Source organism: Puia sp. (assembly GCF_036500295.1).
Lineage (GTDB): Bacteria > Bacteroidota > Bacteroidia > Chitinophagales > Chitinophagaceae > Puia.
Window position 1 is genome coordinate 16,281 of the sequence record NZ_DASYCH010000099.1, and the last position, 15,547, is coordinate 31,827.

General features: G+C 56.8%; 17 protein-coding genes. 8 read left to right on the forward strand and 9 right to left on the reverse strand.

Annotation, left to right across the window (positions count from 1 at the left end; all coding sequences use genetic code 11):
* Positions 1-21 precede the first annotated feature (21 nt).
* Entirely contained in the window at positions 22-1,209 is a 1,188-nt protein-coding gene (locus tag VGM48_RS19510; protein ID WP_331582107.1) for a glycoside hydrolase family 130 protein, read from the forward strand.
* Here the strand turns inward: VGM48_RS19510 and VGM48_RS19515 are convergent.
* The gene (locus VGM48_RS19515) at positions 1,206-1,748 is read right to left on the reverse strand and encodes a hypothetical protein (RefSeq protein ID WP_331582108.1); all 543 of its coding nucleotides are present in this window, start codon (positions 1,746-1,748) and stop codon (positions 1,206-1,208) included. The genes VGM48_RS19510 and VGM48_RS19515 overlap by 4 nt on opposite strands.
* A 16-nt stretch (positions 1,749-1,764) precedes the next feature.
* On the reverse strand, positions 1,765-3,453 hold the full coding sequence (locus VGM48_RS19520; RefSeq protein ID WP_331582109.1) for a GMC family oxidoreductase: 1,689 nt from the start codon (positions 3,451-3,453) through the stop codon (positions 1,765-1,767).
* Positions 3,454-3,504: 51 nt separating this feature from the next.
* Between VGM48_RS19520 and VGM48_RS19525 the strand changes: the two genes are divergently transcribed.
* The 4 genes from VGM48_RS19525 (at position 3,505) to VGM48_RS19540 (ending at position 5,443) form a co-directional block, all read left to right on the forward strand.
* Positions 3,505-4,086, forward strand: coding sequence for a Crp/Fnr family transcriptional regulator (locus VGM48_RS19525; RefSeq protein ID WP_331582110.1), 582 nt, complete (start codon positions 3,505-3,507; stop codon positions 4,084-4,086).
* 126 nt (positions 4,087-4,212) lie between these two features.
* Positions 4,213-4,638, forward strand: a complete 426-nt coding sequence (locus VGM48_RS19530; RefSeq protein WP_331582111.1) for a DUF4267 domain-containing protein — start codon at positions 4,213-4,215, stop codon at positions 4,636-4,638.
* A gap of 8 nt (positions 4,639-4,646) precedes the next feature.
* A complete protein-coding gene (locus VGM48_RS19535) occupies positions 4,647-5,021 on the forward strand; it encodes a helix-turn-helix transcriptional regulator (RefSeq protein WP_331582112.1) in 375 nt (124 codons plus the stop codon).
* 35 nt (positions 5,022-5,056) lie between these two features.
* Entirely contained in the window at positions 5,057-5,443 is a 387-nt protein-coding gene (locus tag VGM48_RS19540) for a VOC family protein (protein WP_331582113.1), read from the forward strand.
* Positions 5,444-5,465: 22 nt separating this feature from the next.
* Here the strand turns inward: VGM48_RS19540 and VGM48_RS19545 are convergent, their stop codons facing one another.
* A complete protein-coding gene (locus tag VGM48_RS19545) occupies positions 5,466-6,470 on the reverse strand; it encodes a polysaccharide deacetylase family protein (protein WP_331582114.1) in 1,005 nt (334 codons plus the stop codon).
* A gap of 162 nt (positions 6,471-6,632) precedes the next feature.
* On the opposite strand from VGM48_RS19545, the gene VGM48_RS19550 reads away from it, so the two are divergent.
* Together VGM48_RS19550 and VGM48_RS19555 are read left to right on the forward strand one after the other, a co-directional pair.
* Positions 6,633-6,806, forward strand: coding sequence for a hypothetical protein (locus tag VGM48_RS19550; RefSeq protein ID WP_331582115.1), 174 nt, complete (start codon positions 6,633-6,635; stop codon positions 6,804-6,806).
* Positions 6,803-7,555 (forward strand): carbon-nitrogen hydrolase family protein, encoded by a 753-nt coding sequence (locus tag VGM48_RS19555; RefSeq protein WP_331582116.1) that lies wholly within the window; start codon positions 6,803-6,805, stop codon positions 7,553-7,555. Before VGM48_RS19550 ends, VGM48_RS19555 begins: the two co-directional genes overlap by 4 nt.
* 19 nt (positions 7,556-7,574) lie before the next feature.
* Here the strand turns inward: VGM48_RS19555 and VGM48_RS19560 are convergent, their stop codons facing one another.
* The 6 genes from VGM48_RS19560 to VGM48_RS19585 all read right to left on the reverse strand — a co-directional run bounded on the left by VGM48_RS19560 (position 7,575) and on the right by VGM48_RS19585 (position 14,406).
* Positions 7,575-9,470, reverse strand: a complete 1,896-nt coding sequence (locus VGM48_RS19560) for a right-handed parallel beta-helix repeat-containing protein (protein ID WP_331582117.1) — start codon at positions 9,468-9,470, stop codon at positions 7,575-7,577.
* A gap of 163 nt (positions 9,471-9,633) precedes the next feature.
* On the reverse strand, positions 9,634-10,365 hold the full coding sequence (mddA, locus tag VGM48_RS19565; RefSeq protein WP_331582118.1) for a methanethiol S-methyltransferase: 732 nt from the start codon (positions 10,363-10,365) through the stop codon (positions 9,634-9,636).
* A gap of 240 nt (positions 10,366-10,605) precedes the next feature.
* Positions 10,606-11,397, reverse strand: coding sequence for a peptidase E (locus VGM48_RS19570; protein WP_331582119.1), 792 nt, complete (start codon positions 11,395-11,397; stop codon positions 10,606-10,608).
* Positions 11,398-11,407: 10 nt separating this feature from the next.
* Positions 11,408-11,794, reverse strand: a complete 387-nt coding sequence (locus tag VGM48_RS19575; protein WP_331582120.1) for a superinfection immunity protein — start codon at positions 11,792-11,794, stop codon at positions 11,408-11,410.
* Between the two features lie 170 nt (positions 11,795-11,964).
* Entirely contained in the window at positions 11,965-13,386 is a 1,422-nt protein-coding gene (locus VGM48_RS19580; protein WP_331582121.1) for a T9SS type A sorting domain-containing protein, read from the reverse strand.
* Between the two features lie 297 nt (positions 13,387-13,683).
* The gene (locus VGM48_RS19585) at positions 13,684-14,406 is read right to left on the reverse strand and encodes an SDR family oxidoreductase (protein ID WP_331582122.1); all 723 of its coding nucleotides are present in this window, start codon (positions 14,404-14,406) and stop codon (positions 13,684-13,686) included.
* Between the two features lie 43 nt (positions 14,407-14,449).
* Here VGM48_RS19585 and VGM48_RS19590 point away from each other — a divergent pair, with 43 nt between their 5' ends.
* The gene (locus VGM48_RS19590; protein ID WP_331582123.1) at positions 14,450-15,469 is read left to right on the forward strand and encodes an aldo/keto reductase; all 1,020 of its coding nucleotides are present in this window, start codon (positions 14,450-14,452) and stop codon (positions 15,467-15,469) included.
* Positions 15,470-15,547 lie beyond the last annotated feature (78 nt).

A 15,547-nucleotide genomic window follows, 5' to 3' on the forward strand; every position in this document is an offset into this window, starting at 1 on the left:
ACACGAAAGCGGAGGATAATCATGAAGAACACAATAATCGTTTTTGGGATGGCGGTATTTGCTGTGGCGTGTAACGGCGGGGGCGGCGAAGCACCGGCCAAAGATACGGCGAGCGGCAGAGGGGCGGCTGCGGACGCTACGGGCTGGGCCTTGTTGCCGTTTGTGAAGCAGGATGCGGCGAACCCGGTGCTTTCGCCGGGGGACCGGCATTTTATGGATCCGATCCGGCATCAGGTGGTGGCCTGGGAGGAGAAGGATGTGTTCAATCCCGCGGTCGCGGTGAAGGGCGATTCGCTTTACCTGCTGTACCGGGCGCAGGATAGGGTCGGCAAGCCGGCGGGTACTTCACGGATAGGGCTTGCCGTTAGCGCAGACGGGCTGCATTTCAGCAGGAGGCTTTCGCCGGTGTTGTATCCCGATGCGGATCCCCAGAAGAAGCTGGAGTGGGAAGGCGGCTGTGAGGACCCGCGGTTGGTGGAGGATGAGAAGGGCCTGTATTATATGACCTATACGGCTTTTGACGGATCGGTGGCGCGGCTGATGATCGCGACCTCGCCGGATCTTGTGCATTGGACCAAGCATGGGCCGGTGTTTGCGAAGGCGTACCAGGGGAAGTACAAGGACCTGTGGTCGAAGTCGGGGGCTATTGTGAGCCGGTATGACGGGGAAAAGATCGTCGCCACGCGGGTGGCGGGAAAGTATTGGATGTATTGGGGCGATCAGAATATCTGGGCGGCTACTTCAGATGATCTGCTGAACTGGGAGCCGGTGGAGATGGCGGCGGGTGAGCAGCCGCCGATCCCGCTTCGGGGTCAGGCGGTGAATATGCCGAAGCTGAAGATCGTGGTGCCGACGCGAAGTAAGAAGTTTGACAGCGACCTGGTTGAGTCGGGGCCGCCGGCGATGTTGACGGATAAAGGCATTCTCCTGATGTATAACGGCCGGAATATACCGGCGATCGGCGACAGCAGTTTGCCGGAGGGGACTTATGCCGGTGGGCAGGTGTTGCTCGACCGGGCCGATCCGACGCGGGTGATCCAGCGGTTGGATCACTATTTTATCCGGCCGGATAAGTCCTATGAGATAACGGGTCAGGTGGGGCAGGTGTGTTTCCTGGAGGCGCTGGCGCGGTTTAAGGGGAAGTGGTTCCTGTATTACGGGACCGGGGACTCGAAGATCGCGGTGGCGGAGAAGCAACCTGCGAATTAATGGGAATTGATCTTTAGGGAATGGATGATCTGATCGGCGATGGGGTCCCAGAGCTTCTGTTTCGATATGGGGCAGGTGAGGTCGAGCAATAGGACCTTTCCATCGACCAGGGCGAAGAAGTCCCAGGTAAATCCTACCTGGTCCTGGGCGTGCGGCATGAATTTCAGATAGCCTATTTTTTTGCCGTTGATGATCAGGGTGCCGTGGGCGTGAGGGGGAAATTCGGTATCGGGATGCTTTTTCCGCAGATCCTGGTATTGGAATAAGGCAAAGGCGGCCATATCGTCTTCGGTTGCCGGCATGGACGTCGACACGCCCGTTAAGGTAACCTCCGAAGTAGAGTCTGTCAGGACCAGTGAGGGTTTACTGGTACCGTGTCTGAATCGCTGTTGAAATTCCTGGTCCGACATCGGGTGGAATTGATCGGGGACCTGGAGTTCCACTTTGCCATCCAGCAGGGTTATTTTGTGGGTAGGGCCTTGCAGGAAGGCGGTGAGAGGGACCAGGAGCAGCAGGCAGAGATGGCGAAGGTTGGACATTGGGGTCTATTTTCAATCAAAGGTCATGTTTTTTTAGTTCTTCCACGGCGTGGTTGGCGGCGCGGGCTGTCAGGGCCATGAACGTAAGGGAAGGATTTTGGTTGCCGGTGGAAGTCATGCAGGCGCCGTCGGTGACGAAGACATTCTTGCAGGCGTGCATCTGGTTCCATTCGTTGAGCAGGGAGGTTTTGGGGTCTTTGCCCATGCGGACGCCGCCGACCTCGTGGATATCGAGACCGGGGTTTTGGTGATTGTTGCCGCCGTTGATATTCTTACAGCCGGCCGCTTCCAGCATTTCGGAGCCCTGGGTGACGAAGTCGGCCGCCATCTTATCGTCGTTGTCATCGTAAGCGACGGAGGTGATGAGCTGTGGGATGCCCCATTCATCCTTTTGATCGGGGCTGAGGCGGACGTGGTTGTCGAATTTCGGGATCGTCTCGCCTTGCATGCCCATGGAGACGTACCAGGGGCCGGGTTCGGTGATGGAGTCTTTCCATGCGCCGCCGAGCCCGGGTTTTCCCATCCCCTGGCCCCAGCCTGCGCGACCTGCGCCGAAATAGCTCATATAGCCGCGCTGAAAACCGAGTCCTTCGTGTTTGTGAAGATTGCGGAAGGAAGGGATAAAGACCTCGGTGGGGCGCCGGCCATAATAATAGCCGTCGGGGAACCCATCGAATTCGGCATTTACGTATCCCCGATAGTTGTGAAATGCGATGTAGTGGCCGAGGAGTCCATTGTCGTTGCCGAGACCTTGCGGGAAGCGGTTGGAGCGGGAGTTGAGCAGGATGAGATTGGTGTTGAGACAGGCGGCGTTGACAAAGATGATGCGGGCCTGGATTTCGGTGACGGCTTTTGTCCGGGTGTCGACCACGCGGACGCCGGTTGCTTTTTGCTTTTTTTCGTCATAGAGGATGCTATGAACGACGCTGAACGGTTGCAGGGTTAGTTTGCCGGTGCGTTGGGCCCAGGGGATGGTGGTGGAGTTGGAATTGAAATAGCCGCCGAAGGGGCAGCCGCGTTCGCAGAGATCGCGGGCCTGGCATTGACCGCGGCCCTGTTCGAGATGGATGGGCTGCGGTTTTGTGAGGTGGGCGCAGCGACCGATGATCACGGGCCGGTCGGGATGACGCTGCATGATCTTTTCGCTGATGTGTTTTTCGACGCAGTTCATTTCCCAGGGCGGCAGGAATTCGCCGTCGGGGAGCTGGGGGAGATTGTCTTTGTTGCCGCTGATACCCGCGAATTTTTCTACATGGCTGTACCAGGGGGCGAGATCGCGATAGCCGATGGGCCAGGGAACTGCGAAGCCGTCGCGGGCGGGGCCTTCGAACTCGAAGGGGCTCCAGCGTTGGGTCTGGCGGGCCCAGAGCAGGGACTTGCCGCCTACCTGGTAGCCGCGGATCCAATCGAAGGGTTTCTCCTGGATATAAGGATGTGCTTTATCTTTTACGAAGAAGTGCTGGGTGGCTTCGCCATAGGCATAGCAGCGATTGACAACCGGGTTGTCCACGTGGTCTTTTTCGGGCATATTGCCGCGATGGGCAAATTCCCAGGGGGCTTTTGTGGCGGTGGGGTAGTCTTTGAGGTGTTCGACGGGGCGGCCACGCTCGAGCAGGAGCGTCGTGAGGCCGTGTTCGCAGAGTTCTTTTGCGGCCCAGCCGCCGCTGATGCCGGAGCCGATGACGATGGCGTCGTATTGAGTCATATGGGAAGCGTTGATTATAGTAATTTAGTAAAAAAGAAGCAATTGTCGGTTATGGATAATTTGATCATGAACATCAGGCAGCTGATCCGGCTTAGCCCCGAGGAGGAGGAATTTGTTTCGCGGCTTTTTACCGAGTCGGTGTTAAAGCCGGGGGAGTATTTTTTGGAGGAGGGAAAGATCTGCCGGTCGGTGGCTTTTATCGAGAAGGGGCTTTTGCGGTATTTCGTGACACAGGATGGGGTGGAGAAGACCATCTATTTCAGCAGGGAAGGGGAGTGGGCGTGTAATTACCGGAGTTTTTTGCCTGGTGTGCCTTCCGATACGAGTATCCAGGCCCTGGAGGAGACGGTGTTGCGGGTGATCTCTTATGATGGATTGCAGCGATTCTACCGGGAGGTGGCCGAGGGGGAGAAATTTGGGCGGGTGGCGATAGAGCAGGTCTTTTTGACGAGTATCGAGCAGGTTCGATCGTTATATGCCGACGGGCCGGCCCAGCGGTATCAGCAGTTTCTATCGGCGTATCCCGATTTGGCGCAGCGGATACCTCAGTATCATATTGCTTCCTATGTGGGGGTCAAGCCTCAGTCGTTATCGCGCATCCGGAAGCGGCTTGCGAATTCGCAGGGAGGATGAGGGCCGCGGGACGGGGGAAGAGTGTTGGGGTGGAATTGGGGGGATGAGCGAGGTGCGGGGATTTGTTAACCGAGGTGAACGAACGGGGGTTTTGGCCGCGATAGTTTTGTGTTTAAATAAGTTTTTATGAAAACACAGAACGAACGTCTTGTATGGAGTGTAGGATCCCTTTCCTGGTGGCTGGTGTTGCTGGTTGCGCTGGGGATCATTTTTGTCGGGGTGCGGTTTATTTTGGTGCCGGCGGCGGGCGCCGAGGGTTTTGGGATTGGCTTTTCCAATGTTTTTGATGGGGACTATGGGCGGATCAAGGGGATCCGGGATATTTTTTCCGGATTGGTGTTACTGCCGTTTCTGGCCATGCGGATGCGGCGGGTTGCGGCCTGGGTATTCAGCAGCGCCATTATCATTCCGCTGACCGATGGGATGCTGGTGATCGGGAGGAATGGATGGGGGGATATTGCCCATTGGAGTATTCATTGGGGGACTGCGCTTTATATGATCGTGGTGTCGGTATTACTCTTCAGGGGTGCGGGCGATAATAGAAAATCGTAACTTGGGGTATGACCTATTATTACCAGGAATTGATGCGAATACAGCGGGAGCACTATCCCTGTGCGGCCGTGATCGAGCGGTGCCGGGCGGCGAAGCGGCTGATCGACGAGCGGTGTTGCGGAGAGGTCGACCTGGATGGGCTGGCGAGGGGCGTGTTTGTATCGAAGTTCCATTTTATCCGGCAGTTCAGCCGCGTGTATGGGCGGACGCCGTACCGGTATCTGACGGAGCGGAGGATCGCTTTGGCCAAGGAACTGCTTACTGCGGGAATGGGTGTGAGAGAGGTTTGTTGCCGGGTTGGGTTTTCGAGTGTGCCCAGTTTTGCCTCGTTGTTCAAGCGCTACATAGGGTATTCGCCCGGCAAAATGCGCAATTCCCGATAAGGCGCGGCGGGTATATTTGCTTTAAATATTTTTCCATGAAAGTAAAACTGATCAGTGTCCTGGTGAAGGACCAGGAAAAAGCGCTGCGCTTTTATACGGAGACCCTGGGATTTGTGAAGAAGACGGAGGTCCCGATGGGGGAGCATAAATGGCTTACCGTGGTGTCGAAGGAGGAGCCCGATGGGGTGGAGGTGGTGTTGGAGCCGATGGGTTTTCCGCCGGCGGCGGTCTACCAGGAGGCGTTGTTTAAGGCCGGTATTCCGCTGACGGCTTTTTATGCGGCGGATGTGGATGCCGAGTATACCCGGTTGAAGGGATTGGGTGTTGTGTTCAGTGTGCCGCCGACGGCGATGGGACCTGCCAAGATTGCAGTATTTGATGATACGTGTGGGAATAATATCCAGGTGTTCCAGATCATTTGAGTACCCGGCGTTGGGGGGCGCGTTATTTGGTGGATTGACGGCGTTTCATGAGTTGGCGCCAGGTGGTGAGGATGATGTGCTGGTCCTGCAGGGCTTTTTTGAAGGCCGGGTCCATCATGGCGAGCATATCGCCTCGGCGGAGGGGGCCGCTGTCGCTGATGTGGGTGAAGTGTTCGCCGGCGTCGCTGCAATGCATGATCATCATGGTGACGCCGGGCTGGAGGAGCTTCAATGCGTCGGTATACAATGCAGTCCGATAGCGGGCGAGCTTTTTGTCGTCGTGGGCGACGCTATCGGGTACTTTCCAGTCGTAGCTAAAGTTATGAAGGTCGTCGAGCACGGGGAGGCCGGCGGCCCAAAGGGTCTTGCCGAGGTTGCGAAAATTGTTCAGCGCGGCATCGGGAAGGCCTGTTTGTTTTTGGATGAGCTTGTCGTGGCCGCCAGGAAGCATTACGGGGATATGGTTTTTCATGCCGAGGCGCATATAGCTGATGAGGAAGGCGGGGGAGTTGTAGACGGTGCCCATATGGGTGTCGAGATGGGTGGGTTCGAATCCCATTGCGCGGGCGCGTTCGAGTTGGGCAGTCATTTCCATTTCCACTTCGGCGGCGTTGGAGTGCGCGACGACGGCTGCGGCTGTCGGCCAGAGGCTGCCCGTGCTGTCTACGAGGCCGGGGACTGCTTTACGGCCGGAGAGGGGTCCCCAGCGGTAGTCGGGCCATTCGGAGGTGAGGGTCAGGTGTAGGCCGGCATCGGTGTTGGGATTTTCGTGGAGCCAGTGGACGAAGCCCGGGACCCAGGGACAGGGCATCATGACACTTACGGAGGTGGCGGCGCCTTTTGTTATGGCGTTGATGGCGCCTTCGTTGGATTCGAGGCTCATGCCGGCGTCATCGACGTGGATGATGAGGACGCGGGCGCCTTTTGGATAGCCGAGGCGTTCGGCGTAGGTGGTGTCGCCTTGTTGCGCCTGCAGGAGGAGCGGTGCAAGGAGGATGAGGATGGCAGCAATCGTTTTGGCGGGCATGCCTAAATATATAAAAATTTATGGGATGTTAGCGACCCGATTGCGGTCGACCCAGTAGCCGAGGAGGATGAAGGGCCAGAGGAGATCGGCCCATTGTACGATGCGGCAAAATTTGTGGGGTAGAGCGGCGGTTTTCTTGATAAATGATAGGAAATTTGAGGTATGGACGTTGCTTCAAGGTTTACGGCCCAGGTGCTGACGCGCTGCGAATTGTATACCATCGACAAGAAGGATTATCTGCGACTGCATCTGCTGGTCGACAAATGGCCGGCGCTGGAGCGTGCATTGATAACGCGGTGTCTGAGCCGGCTCAGAAAGAAAAAGCAAACGATATGAGAATAGGGATCGTACAGACAAGACCTGAGAAGGGGAATGTGGCCGCGAATCTGGCCGATCATCAGCAGTGGGCGAGCGCTGCGGTCGAAGGGGGTGTGGACCTGCTGGTGTTCCCGGAGCTTTCGCTTACGGGGTATGAGCCGTTGCTGGCCAAGGGGCTTGCGACCATTCCGGAGGATGAGCGGTTTGCGGGGCTGCAACGCATGAGTGACCGGTATGGCATGTATATCTGTGCGGGCGCCCCGATAAAGAGAGAAGAGGGAGTGCTGATCGGGATGATCATCTTCCGGCCGGACGACTCCCGGCTGTTGTATGCGAAGCAATACCTGCATGCGGACGAATTGCCCTATTTCGTGCCGGGCAAGGAGCAGGTGTTCCTGTCGCTGGACGATCATAAGATCGCGCTGGCGATCTGTTATGAGCTGGGGGTGCCGGATCATTCGGCCAATGCATATAGTCACCGGGCGACGGTCTACCTTGCCAGCGTTGCCAAGACGGCGGAGGGGGTGGAGAAGGCGATGGACATCCTTTCGGGCATCGCTTGTACCTATTCGATGACCGTGCTGATGGTGAATGCCGTGGGACCTTGTGAAGATGGGATCTGCGGCGGCGGGTCGGCGGTGATCAGCGATAAGGGGGATCTGCTGGCGGCTTTGGACGATGTCGAAGGGGGGATGCTGATCTATGATACCGTGACGGGGCTGACGGATGTCCGGAAGGCGAAGGCCGGCGAAGAGGCGGGTATTTGAAGAGGGGGTGGGGAACGCCCTAGGGAAGTTGGGTGACCGTGAAGTTTTTGATCATCTGGCGGGACCAGGTGGATCGGAAGCCAAAGTAGCCGCTGGTGAGGGGGGTGGGGTCGGTGTAGGTGAACCAGGGCGAGCCGTCGACGAGGAAGGCGGTGGTGCCGTTGCTAACGGTGATGGTAATGTGATATTTCCGGTTCTTTTGCAGGAGATGGGCGGCGTCGAGGTACTCTTTTATTAGGGTGCGGGCGCCGCCGCCGTATTTTCGGAAGCGGGTGGTCTTGTTGGTGTTGCCGCCCATGCCGACGTAATACAGATCGACATTGTTATAATCTTCGAGTTTGCCGGTGCGGGTGAAGAGATTGGGATTGTGCGGGTCGCCGGCCATCCAGAATTGGTTGCAGTCGGAGAGGCGGTCGTTGCTTCCGGTGTCGATGAGAATCGTGCGATCGTAGTCGATGCGGAAATTGCCGGTCAGTTTTTTGTTGTACCAGACGGTGGCGCCGCCTTTTGTGTCGATGATGAGGGCGTCGCCATTTTGGTAGACGCGGGAGTTGGCGCCGGGCTTTTGTTCGATCTCGGGGATCCAGGCATTATCGGCGGTTGCAGGCGACGCGGCGGTCGCCGACGTTGCGGCGGTTGCCGGCGTTGCGGCGGGGAAGCAGCCCATGGAAGCGAAGGGGCTGCCGGCTCTGGGATGGAGGAGCGTGATCCCCGGGAGGCTGCCGTCGGGGTTGCGGGCTTTTGTGAGTTGCGCTTCGTCGAGGCTGATGAAATCGTCTTCGGTGGGTTCGGTGGACAGCTGGAATGAATTGTTTTTGAGATGACAGGCTGAGGTGTCGATGTTGGCCAGTTCGGAGCCGCCTTTGTAGCCGAGGTTGTTTTCGAGCACGTGCTTATAGCCGGGGACGTCGGTGCGATTGTCGGCAAGGCGGTTGAGCATATTGAAGTCGATGTGATTGCGGTAGGCGGTGTTATTATACCAGAAACTGCCGGTGATATGATGGTTGGAGTAGAAGCCGCTTGCCTTGTTGTGGACGGCGAGGCAGAATCGAACGGTAGTTTGCGGGACGGGATCGGGGATCTGATCGGCGGGGCGGCTACCGAATCCGCCGCCCTTGAAGCCGTTGCCGTCGCCTTCGCTGGTGAAGTCGGGCGTGTACCCATTATAGAAAGACCAGCAGTGATCGAACGTCGTGGCTTCGTGGGAGTTGATCACGTCGTAGCCGTCATCGCTGTTGAACCAGGCGCGGCATTCCCTGAAGACATTGCCCTTGCTGCCGGCGGCGGGATGACAGCCGAAACCGTCGGTGTTGCCGCCGCGGCCATTTTCCGAGTAATAGTCGAAGTTGCGATAGGCGTCGCAGTTGAGGATAAGATTATCCGACCCTTCGAGCAGATAGAAGCCGATGGCCATGCCGTCGTGCATGCGGAGATTTTCGTAGATATTGTTGCTGCCGTGATTTTCGAAACACTCCGACTGGGTATGGGTCTTTATGGTGACCTGGACACCGGTGACCTCGAACCCTTTCAGATGGATATAGGAGCCGGTGACATAGAAGGCGGCGACGCGCTGGTCTTTTGGTTTTACGGCTTCGTAGTTGAAGACGGGGGTTTCGCCGGGGTAGGCGAAGTAGTTGAGATATTTGCCGGGGTCGCCGCTTTTGTCGAGGAGGGAGACGCAGGCGTAGAGGCGTATGCTACGCGTGATATCGGCGTCTGTGAGGCGATAGGTGCCGCCGCGGAGATAGACCGTGTCGCCGGGATGGATATGGGTCTGGGCTTTTTGGATGGTGGCGAAGGGTTGGCTCTTTGTGCCGGGGTTTTTGTCGTTGCCGTCGGGGGCGACGTAGAAGGTGGATGGGCCTTTCGCGCTGACCTGCGCGGCGAGGAAGAGGAGGAACATCAGCTGCATCATATGGCAAAACATTTGCGCCAGGGAAATACCCCGGAGAGGATATGCCCTGGCATTGCAAATGTTAACATTATTCCCGTCACGACCATCCTGTGCTGTCTTGGTTCCCTGCCGGCCGCGGGCGGCAGTTATGAAGTGCGACGGAATGTTGACAGTGATGTGTGGCTCAGGATCTCGGGAAGGGGATGATCTTTGATGTTGCGCGCTTGTATTGCTCGTAGCGGGCGCCGTAGAGATTGGACAGATCTCTTTCCTCGTGCCAGATGCCGATGAAGATGTATACGGTCATGGAGATGGAGAAGAGGAGATGACTGACGGTCATGAGCGGTGCGGCCCAGAAGGCGACGAGAAAACCGAAATAGAGGGGATGGCGGACGAGTTTATAAAAGAGGGGTGTGCGAAAGCGCAGTTCGCTACGGCGTTTATTGGTGAAATGTTCGTAGGCCTGATAGAGTCCGAAGAGATGAAAATGATTGATCAGGAAGGTGCTGACCAGGACAATCCCCCAGCCGAGGAAGGAGATGGACAGGACGATGTCTGCGGCGGGGCCGGTGATGGACCAGATGGTGGCGGGCAGCGGCTGCCAGAACAGGAAGAGAACGATCAATACCACACTTGCAAACAACACATAGGTGCTTCTTTCGATGGGTGCGGGTATGAGGCGGGTCCATATTTCTTTGAAGCCCTGTCTTGCCATGACGCTATGCTGGACGCCGAAGAGGGCGATCAGCAGCAGATCGATCAGGACGGCAAAGGATGGCGGGAGGCTTGCTTGCTCCGGGAGATCGAGGGGTCTCGGGACGCTGAGATTATCGACGAATCCGATGAGATATAAGAAGGTGATGAAGAAGATGAGATAGCAGACCAGGGAATAGAGAAGAAAAAGTGCTTTTTTCATTTTGCGACAGTTTGCAATCGATCAGGTTTTGTTATCGGGTGCGAAGATAACAGGCGGTGGGGCCGCTGGAAACGGCAATCTAATGAGCGGCGGGTTTGCTATTGGCATTGGCGGGAGAGAGTATGGGAGCGGGGAGTACGGAGACAGGCTGGGGCTGCGGGTGCGAAGAGATGAGCGGAGACAGACTGGGGTCGCGGGTGCGGAGAGATGAGCGGAGACAGACTGGGGTCGCGGGTGCGGTTATTCTACTACTTCGGTAGGGAGCTGTTCTTCGCTGATCTTTCCCTCTTTTACGGAGAGGTAGTAGCAATGGCTGGTGTTGTCGAGGGCGATGGTTTTTACGACGTGTTCGTTGCGGAAGAGGATGGCTGCCCTGTCGTCGCAGGCATAGCCGGGACCCAATTTCCCATCGAGAATCGCGGCGGTGTAGAGTGGTTTGCGGCCGAGCTCGCTGTGGTAATGCGGGCAGTGGCTGTAGGGCAGGAAGGCGAGACCATTGATGATCGAGAGATTTTGGGGGCGGGAGTCGCTGTAGCCGCCGGTAAACCAGCAGAGCGAGCCGGCGCTGCCGCCGGCGAGGATGATGCCTTTGTCATAGGCCTTGCGCAGGACGGTGTCGATGCCCTGGCCTTTCCAGAGGGCGATCATGTTCAAGGTATTGCCGCCGCCGATGATGATGGCATCCATCGACATGAGATATTGTTCAAAGGTCTGCTGGCTGGGGTTGCTGTTGACCCAGATGCTGAGGGTCCAGGGTTCGATGGGGAGGTCGCGACAGAGGCCGTAGAAGTTGAGGCTGCTGTTGGGGTTATCGGCGGAGGCCGTTGGCAGAAAGCAGATCTTTGGGTGAGGTTTGCCAGTGAGAATGGCGACTTGTTTTATGAATCCTTTTTGGAGGGCGCCGCCGTAGGCGAGGATGGTACGCTGGGCAGGGGGTTGGGCGGTGGCTTGCGCGGATGCGGCATTTGGCTGGGCGTAGAGGATCGTTCCCAGCAGGATGCAGGTTATGGCGAGGAGGGGTGTTTTTTTCATGGTGTGCCGGCTAACCCTGGGAGCCGGGTTGGTTAGATGAGCGGCGGAGGGTCGGAGCAGTTTGTTGCGTTCCGCGTGATGGCTCGGATGAGTAGGGTGGCGGGTTATAGGAGGGGGGTGGCGGACCGTATGGCTGGTCGCTGTTAATGGGATAGGTATTGTTAACGATGACGGTGGTGTTGTTGTTTCTGCTGGCGATGGCCCAGACGAGGGCGATGATCCAGCCGATGAAGGTCCAGCCGAGGAAGAAGTTGAGCACGAAGACGCCGGCTGTGCTGGAGCTCTTGCGGAGGATCGCGATGATGGTCGGCAGGAAATAGGGGATGAAGAGCATGGCGCCGATGCCCCAGGTAAAGGCGAAGGGGAAAAACCAGAATAAGAGGGTTGGTGCGTGCATACGGCGATATATTTGGTATACACTAATATACGGATATTTTAAAAATTCCGGGGCGATTTGGATGAGTGGCGGAGATAACCGGGAAACGGGGTGGCTGGGATATCAAGAAACAGGTATACGGGGGAACCGGGGTCGGGGTTACGGGAATACGGGGTGACCGAGGGGAGGGGTTACTCCCTGAAGACTTTGACAACCTGGGTTTTTCCGGTGTTGTCCTTTACCGAGATCAGGTAGATGCCGGTGGGATATTGGCTGAGTTGGATCGAGTTACCGGATACGAAATTCTCAAATTGTTGCATTGGGCGCCCGTCGAGGCTCATGACCGTTACGGCGGTGAGCGGGGTTCCGTTGCCGGTGATGGTAATGCTGCCCTTTGTCGGGTTAGGGTAAACCATTATCGGGGTGCTCCTGGTGAAGGATTGTTCGAGTATGACCGACCAGGAGGCCCGGTTGTCGAGATCGACGATGCGCAGCCGGTAGTAGTTGTTTCCGGGGGCGGGACTGGGATGGACGAAGGTGTATTTGCGTGTGGTACTGGTATTGCCGGCGGCATGTACGGCGCCGATGCTTTGCCAGTTGAGTTCGTCGGTGCTATGTTGGATATCGAAGAAGCTGGTATTGTTTTCCGAGGCGGTGGTCCATTGCAGGAGTGTCGTGCCGGACTGGGCGGATGCCGTAAATGTTTTGAAATTGACCGGCAGGACGATGACGGGAACGTTTGTCGAGACGGCGATGAGCATCTGGTCGCCTGAGTGTGATGTGCTGGTGGCCCAGGTGGTGGCGCCACCGTCACCCTGCAAATAAACCTTGAAGGTGAGCGAAGAGATATTGGTCCCTTTTGCGAGGATCGAACCGGAGGCGGCGCCTGCACCGGTGGTTGCGTTGGGGTGTGAGGTGGTGTTCAGGATCTTGTTGCCTGCGACGGCCAATTCCCCGGATCCGGATAATTCGGAGAGGACGACACCGGGTGTGGACAGATCGAACTCGGAGGTGAAGCCGAGCGTACTATAGGTGGCGCCGATGCCGACGAGATGGATAACGGGATCGGTGAGCGGGGTGCTGAACACGATGTTCATGTCGCCTAAATAATATCGGCCGTTTGTCGGAAGGCTGTTGTTGTACATGGGCATGGCCGAGACCATAAACTCGGTTGCGTAGTTGTTGGGCGTGGAGATGCCTGTGCCGGCGCTTACTGTTTCCACCGAGGTGAAGTTGCCGTTCGAGGGACTGCCGAGGGAGCTCATCTGTACATATAAGGATGCATTGAGTGCTTTTGCGCCGCTATTATTGATAGCAGCGCCAAAGGCCATGGGGAGTCCTGTCGATATCTGCCAGGTGGGCAGCGTGTATTGCTGGTTGGTGAATGAGAATGTCGTGGTGATCGGTGGCGTGGAATACGCGGTGAAAGTATTGCCGGTAGGGTTGTTGGTGTTGTTTTTAAACGTCACCATCTGCAGGGCATTAGATGGCCCAGGGCCAGTGGGGCCGCCGCCGCTGGCGAACTCGAGAGCTGTCTGTGCATTTGCTGCAAGTGTACTTACCATTGCTACGATGAGCAGGTAAATCCCCTTAGCAGCGTAAAGAGGTTTCACGGGTTTAGGATTTAGATACCTTGTCAATAATGGTCCAATTCTGATACCAATGCCGGATTGGCGTCAGATCAGAACGAAATGGATATGACATTTATTACATACTTCCCGTGATGGGAGGGATCTTTCCCTTGGTGGGAATTTGGGTGCGATTGGGGCGCAGGGATGCGCTCACGGAGATGAGGGTTTTGCGGGTGATGTAAGTTTTGGGGGTGATGTAAGTTTTGGGGGTGATGTAAATTTTTGCGGGTGATGTAAGTTTTGCGGGTGACGTGATTTTCGCTGATGACGACTGAGGGCCTAGGGGTTCATGCGGGTGAAGGCGGCTTGCAGTTCGGGTGGGCCGGCTTTTGTCATGGCTTCGCTGAACTGGAAGGTGAGTGCGGTTTTACCTTCTTCCAGCTGGGTGAAGATGGCGTCGATGAAATCGTTGACGGATGGGGCGAAGTTGTGGATGCCTTTGCCGCCGAGATCGGTGTTGAGGGCAGGGGGGATGACCTCGATGACCTCGATGTTCCGGGCTTTGAGGAGATGGCGGAGTGAGAGGGTATAGGAGTGCATGAAGGCTTTTGTCGCGGAGTAGACCGGCACTTTTGTGAGGGGTGTGAAGGAGAGGCCGGAGGTGACGTTCATGACGGTGGTGAGGGGTTGGTGGTTGAGGAAGAGGCTGGTCAGGTGTAGGGGGGCTTCGATGTTGATCGCTATTTCCTGCTGGGCGCGCTGGAAAAAGTCTTTATCGGCGATGTCCATCCAGTTTTGGATGCCGGCGTTATTGACGAGGACGTTGCATTGGGGATGGTTTTTCGTGACCCAGGCGTAGAGTGTTTCGCGGTCTGCGGCGTTTGCGAGATCGCATTTTCTGGTGATAAGACCGGGATTTTGACTGGCGGCCTCCTGCAGGACATCTTCCCTCCTGCCACAAACAATCACGGTATTTTTTTGTTGAAGGAATCTGCGGGTAAGACCGAGGCCGATGCCTGAGGCGCCGCCGGTGACGAGGATGGTATTGTTGGAAAGTTGCATGCGAATTTTTTTGTTCGGGCTAAAATTAAGAAATCAATCAAATATGAAATACAATTTACTAGGTAACACGGGGCTGAAGGTTTCCGAACTCTGTCTCGGTACCATGACGTTTGGGGGTAAGGGTTGGGCCAAGATGATCGGGACGCTGGATCAGGATGCGGTGGATAAGGTCCTGAAGCGATCGATAGAGGCCGGCATTAATTTTATCGATACGGCGAATGTGTATTCGGAGGGATGGTCGGAGGAGCTTACGGGGCAGGCTATCCGTAATCTGGGGCTTCACAGGGATGATCTGATCCTTGCCACGAAGGTTCGGGGGACGATGGGGGCGGGGCCGAACGATAGCGGGCTCACGCGGAAGCATATCCTGAGTCAGGTGGAAGCGAGTCTGAAGCGGTTGCAGACGGACTATATCGATCTGTACCAGGTGCACTCGTTTGATCCGCTGACGCCGGTGGAGGATACGATCCGGACGCTGGATGACCTGGTGAGGTCGGGCAAGGTGCGATATATCGGTGCGAGCAATTTTGCCGCCTGGCAGTTGATGAAGGCGCTGGATTTTTCGCATTATGCGCAGCAGGCCCGGTTTGTTTCGTTGCAGGCTTACTATACTGTGGCGGGTCGTGATCTGGAGCGGGAAGTGATTCCGTTGCTGAAGGATCAGAAGGTGGGGTTGATGGTGTGGAGTCCGCTGGCGGGTGGGTTGTTGAGCGGCAAGTACCGGAGGGACAAGCCGGGTGTGGAGGGTGCGCGGAGAACGGGGTTTGATTTCCCGCCGGTGAATAAGGACCGGGCTTTTGATATCGTCGATGTGCTGGATCCGATGGCGAAGGCCAAGAAGTCGTCGGTGGCGCAGCTGGCGCTTGGGTGGTTGTTGCAGCAGCCGGCGGTGACCTCGGTTATCATTGGGGCCAATTCGATGGAGCAGTTGGAGGACAATCTGAAGAGTGTCGATATCGGGTTTAGTCCTGAGGAGTTGGAGAAGGTGGATGTTGTGAGCAAGCTGCCGGAGGAATATCCGGGGTGGATGCTGGCCTGGACGGGGAGGGACCGGCAGGCGTAGGGGGTGGAAATTTGTGAGCCCGCCGCGGGAGCGGCGGGCTTTTTTGTGGGTGTGGGTGTGGGTGTGGGTGAGGGGGTT

Bases quoted from the DNA above. Each gene is read 5' to 3' on its own strand.
- VGM48_RS19570 (WP_331582119.1), bottom strand. From the start codon at position 11,397: ATGAAAAAAACACCCCTCCTCGCCATAACCTGCATCCTGCTGGGAACG.
- VGM48_RS19510 (WP_331582107.1), top strand. From the start codon at position 22: ATGAAGAACACAATAATCGTTTTTGGGATGGCGGTATTTGCTGTGGCG.
- VGM48_RS19530 (WP_331582111.1), top strand. From the start codon at position 4,213: ATGAAAACACAGAACGAACGTCTTGTATGGAGTGTAGGATCCCTTTCC.
- VGM48_RS19520 (WP_331582109.1), bottom strand. From the start codon at position 3,453: ATGACTCAATACGACGCCATCGTCATCGGCTCCGGCATCAGCGGCGGC.
- VGM48_RS19540 (WP_331582113.1), top strand. From the start codon at position 5,057: ATGAAAGTAAAACTGATCAGTGTCCTGGTGAAGGACCAGGAAAAAGCG.
- VGM48_RS19555 (WP_331582116.1), top strand. From the start codon at position 6,803: ATGAGAATAGGGATCGTACAGACAAGACCTGAGAAGGGGAATGTGGCC.
- VGM48_RS19575 (WP_331582120.1), bottom strand. From the start codon at position 11,794: ATGCACGCACCAACCCTCTTATTCTGGTTTTTCCCCTTCGCCTTTACC.
- VGM48_RS19590 (WP_331582123.1), top strand. From the start codon at position 14,450: ATGAAATACAATTTACTAGGTAACACGGGGCTGAAGGTTTCCGAACTC.
- VGM48_RS19560 (WP_331582117.1), bottom strand. From the start codon at position 9,470: ATGATGCAGCTGATGTTCCTCCTCTTCCTCGCCGCGCAGGTCAGCGCG.
- VGM48_RS19525 (WP_331582110.1), top strand. From the start codon at position 3,505: ATGGATAATTTGATCATGAACATCAGGCAGCTGATCCGGCTTAGCCCC.
- VGM48_RS19535 (WP_331582112.1), top strand. From the start codon at position 4,647: ATGACCTATTATTACCAGGAATTGATGCGAATACAGCGGGAGCACTAT.
- VGM48_RS19585 (WP_331582122.1), bottom strand. From the start codon at position 14,406: ATGCAACTTTCCAACAATACCATCCTCGTCACCGGCGGCGCCTCAGGC.
- mddA (WP_331582118.1), bottom strand. From the start codon at position 10,365: ATGAAAAAAGCACTTTTTCTTCTCTATTCCCTGGTCTGCTATCTCATC.
- VGM48_RS19545 (WP_331582114.1), bottom strand. From the start codon at position 6,470: ATGCCCGCCAAAACGATTGCTGCCATCCTCATCCTCCTTGCACCGCTC.
- VGM48_RS19515 (WP_331582108.1), bottom strand. From the start codon at position 1,748: ATGTCCAACCTTCGCCATCTCTGCCTGCTGCTCCTGGTCCCTCTCACC.
- VGM48_RS19550 (WP_331582115.1), top strand. From the start codon at position 6,633: ATGGACGTTGCTTCAAGGTTTACGGCCCAGGTGCTGACGCGCTGCGAA.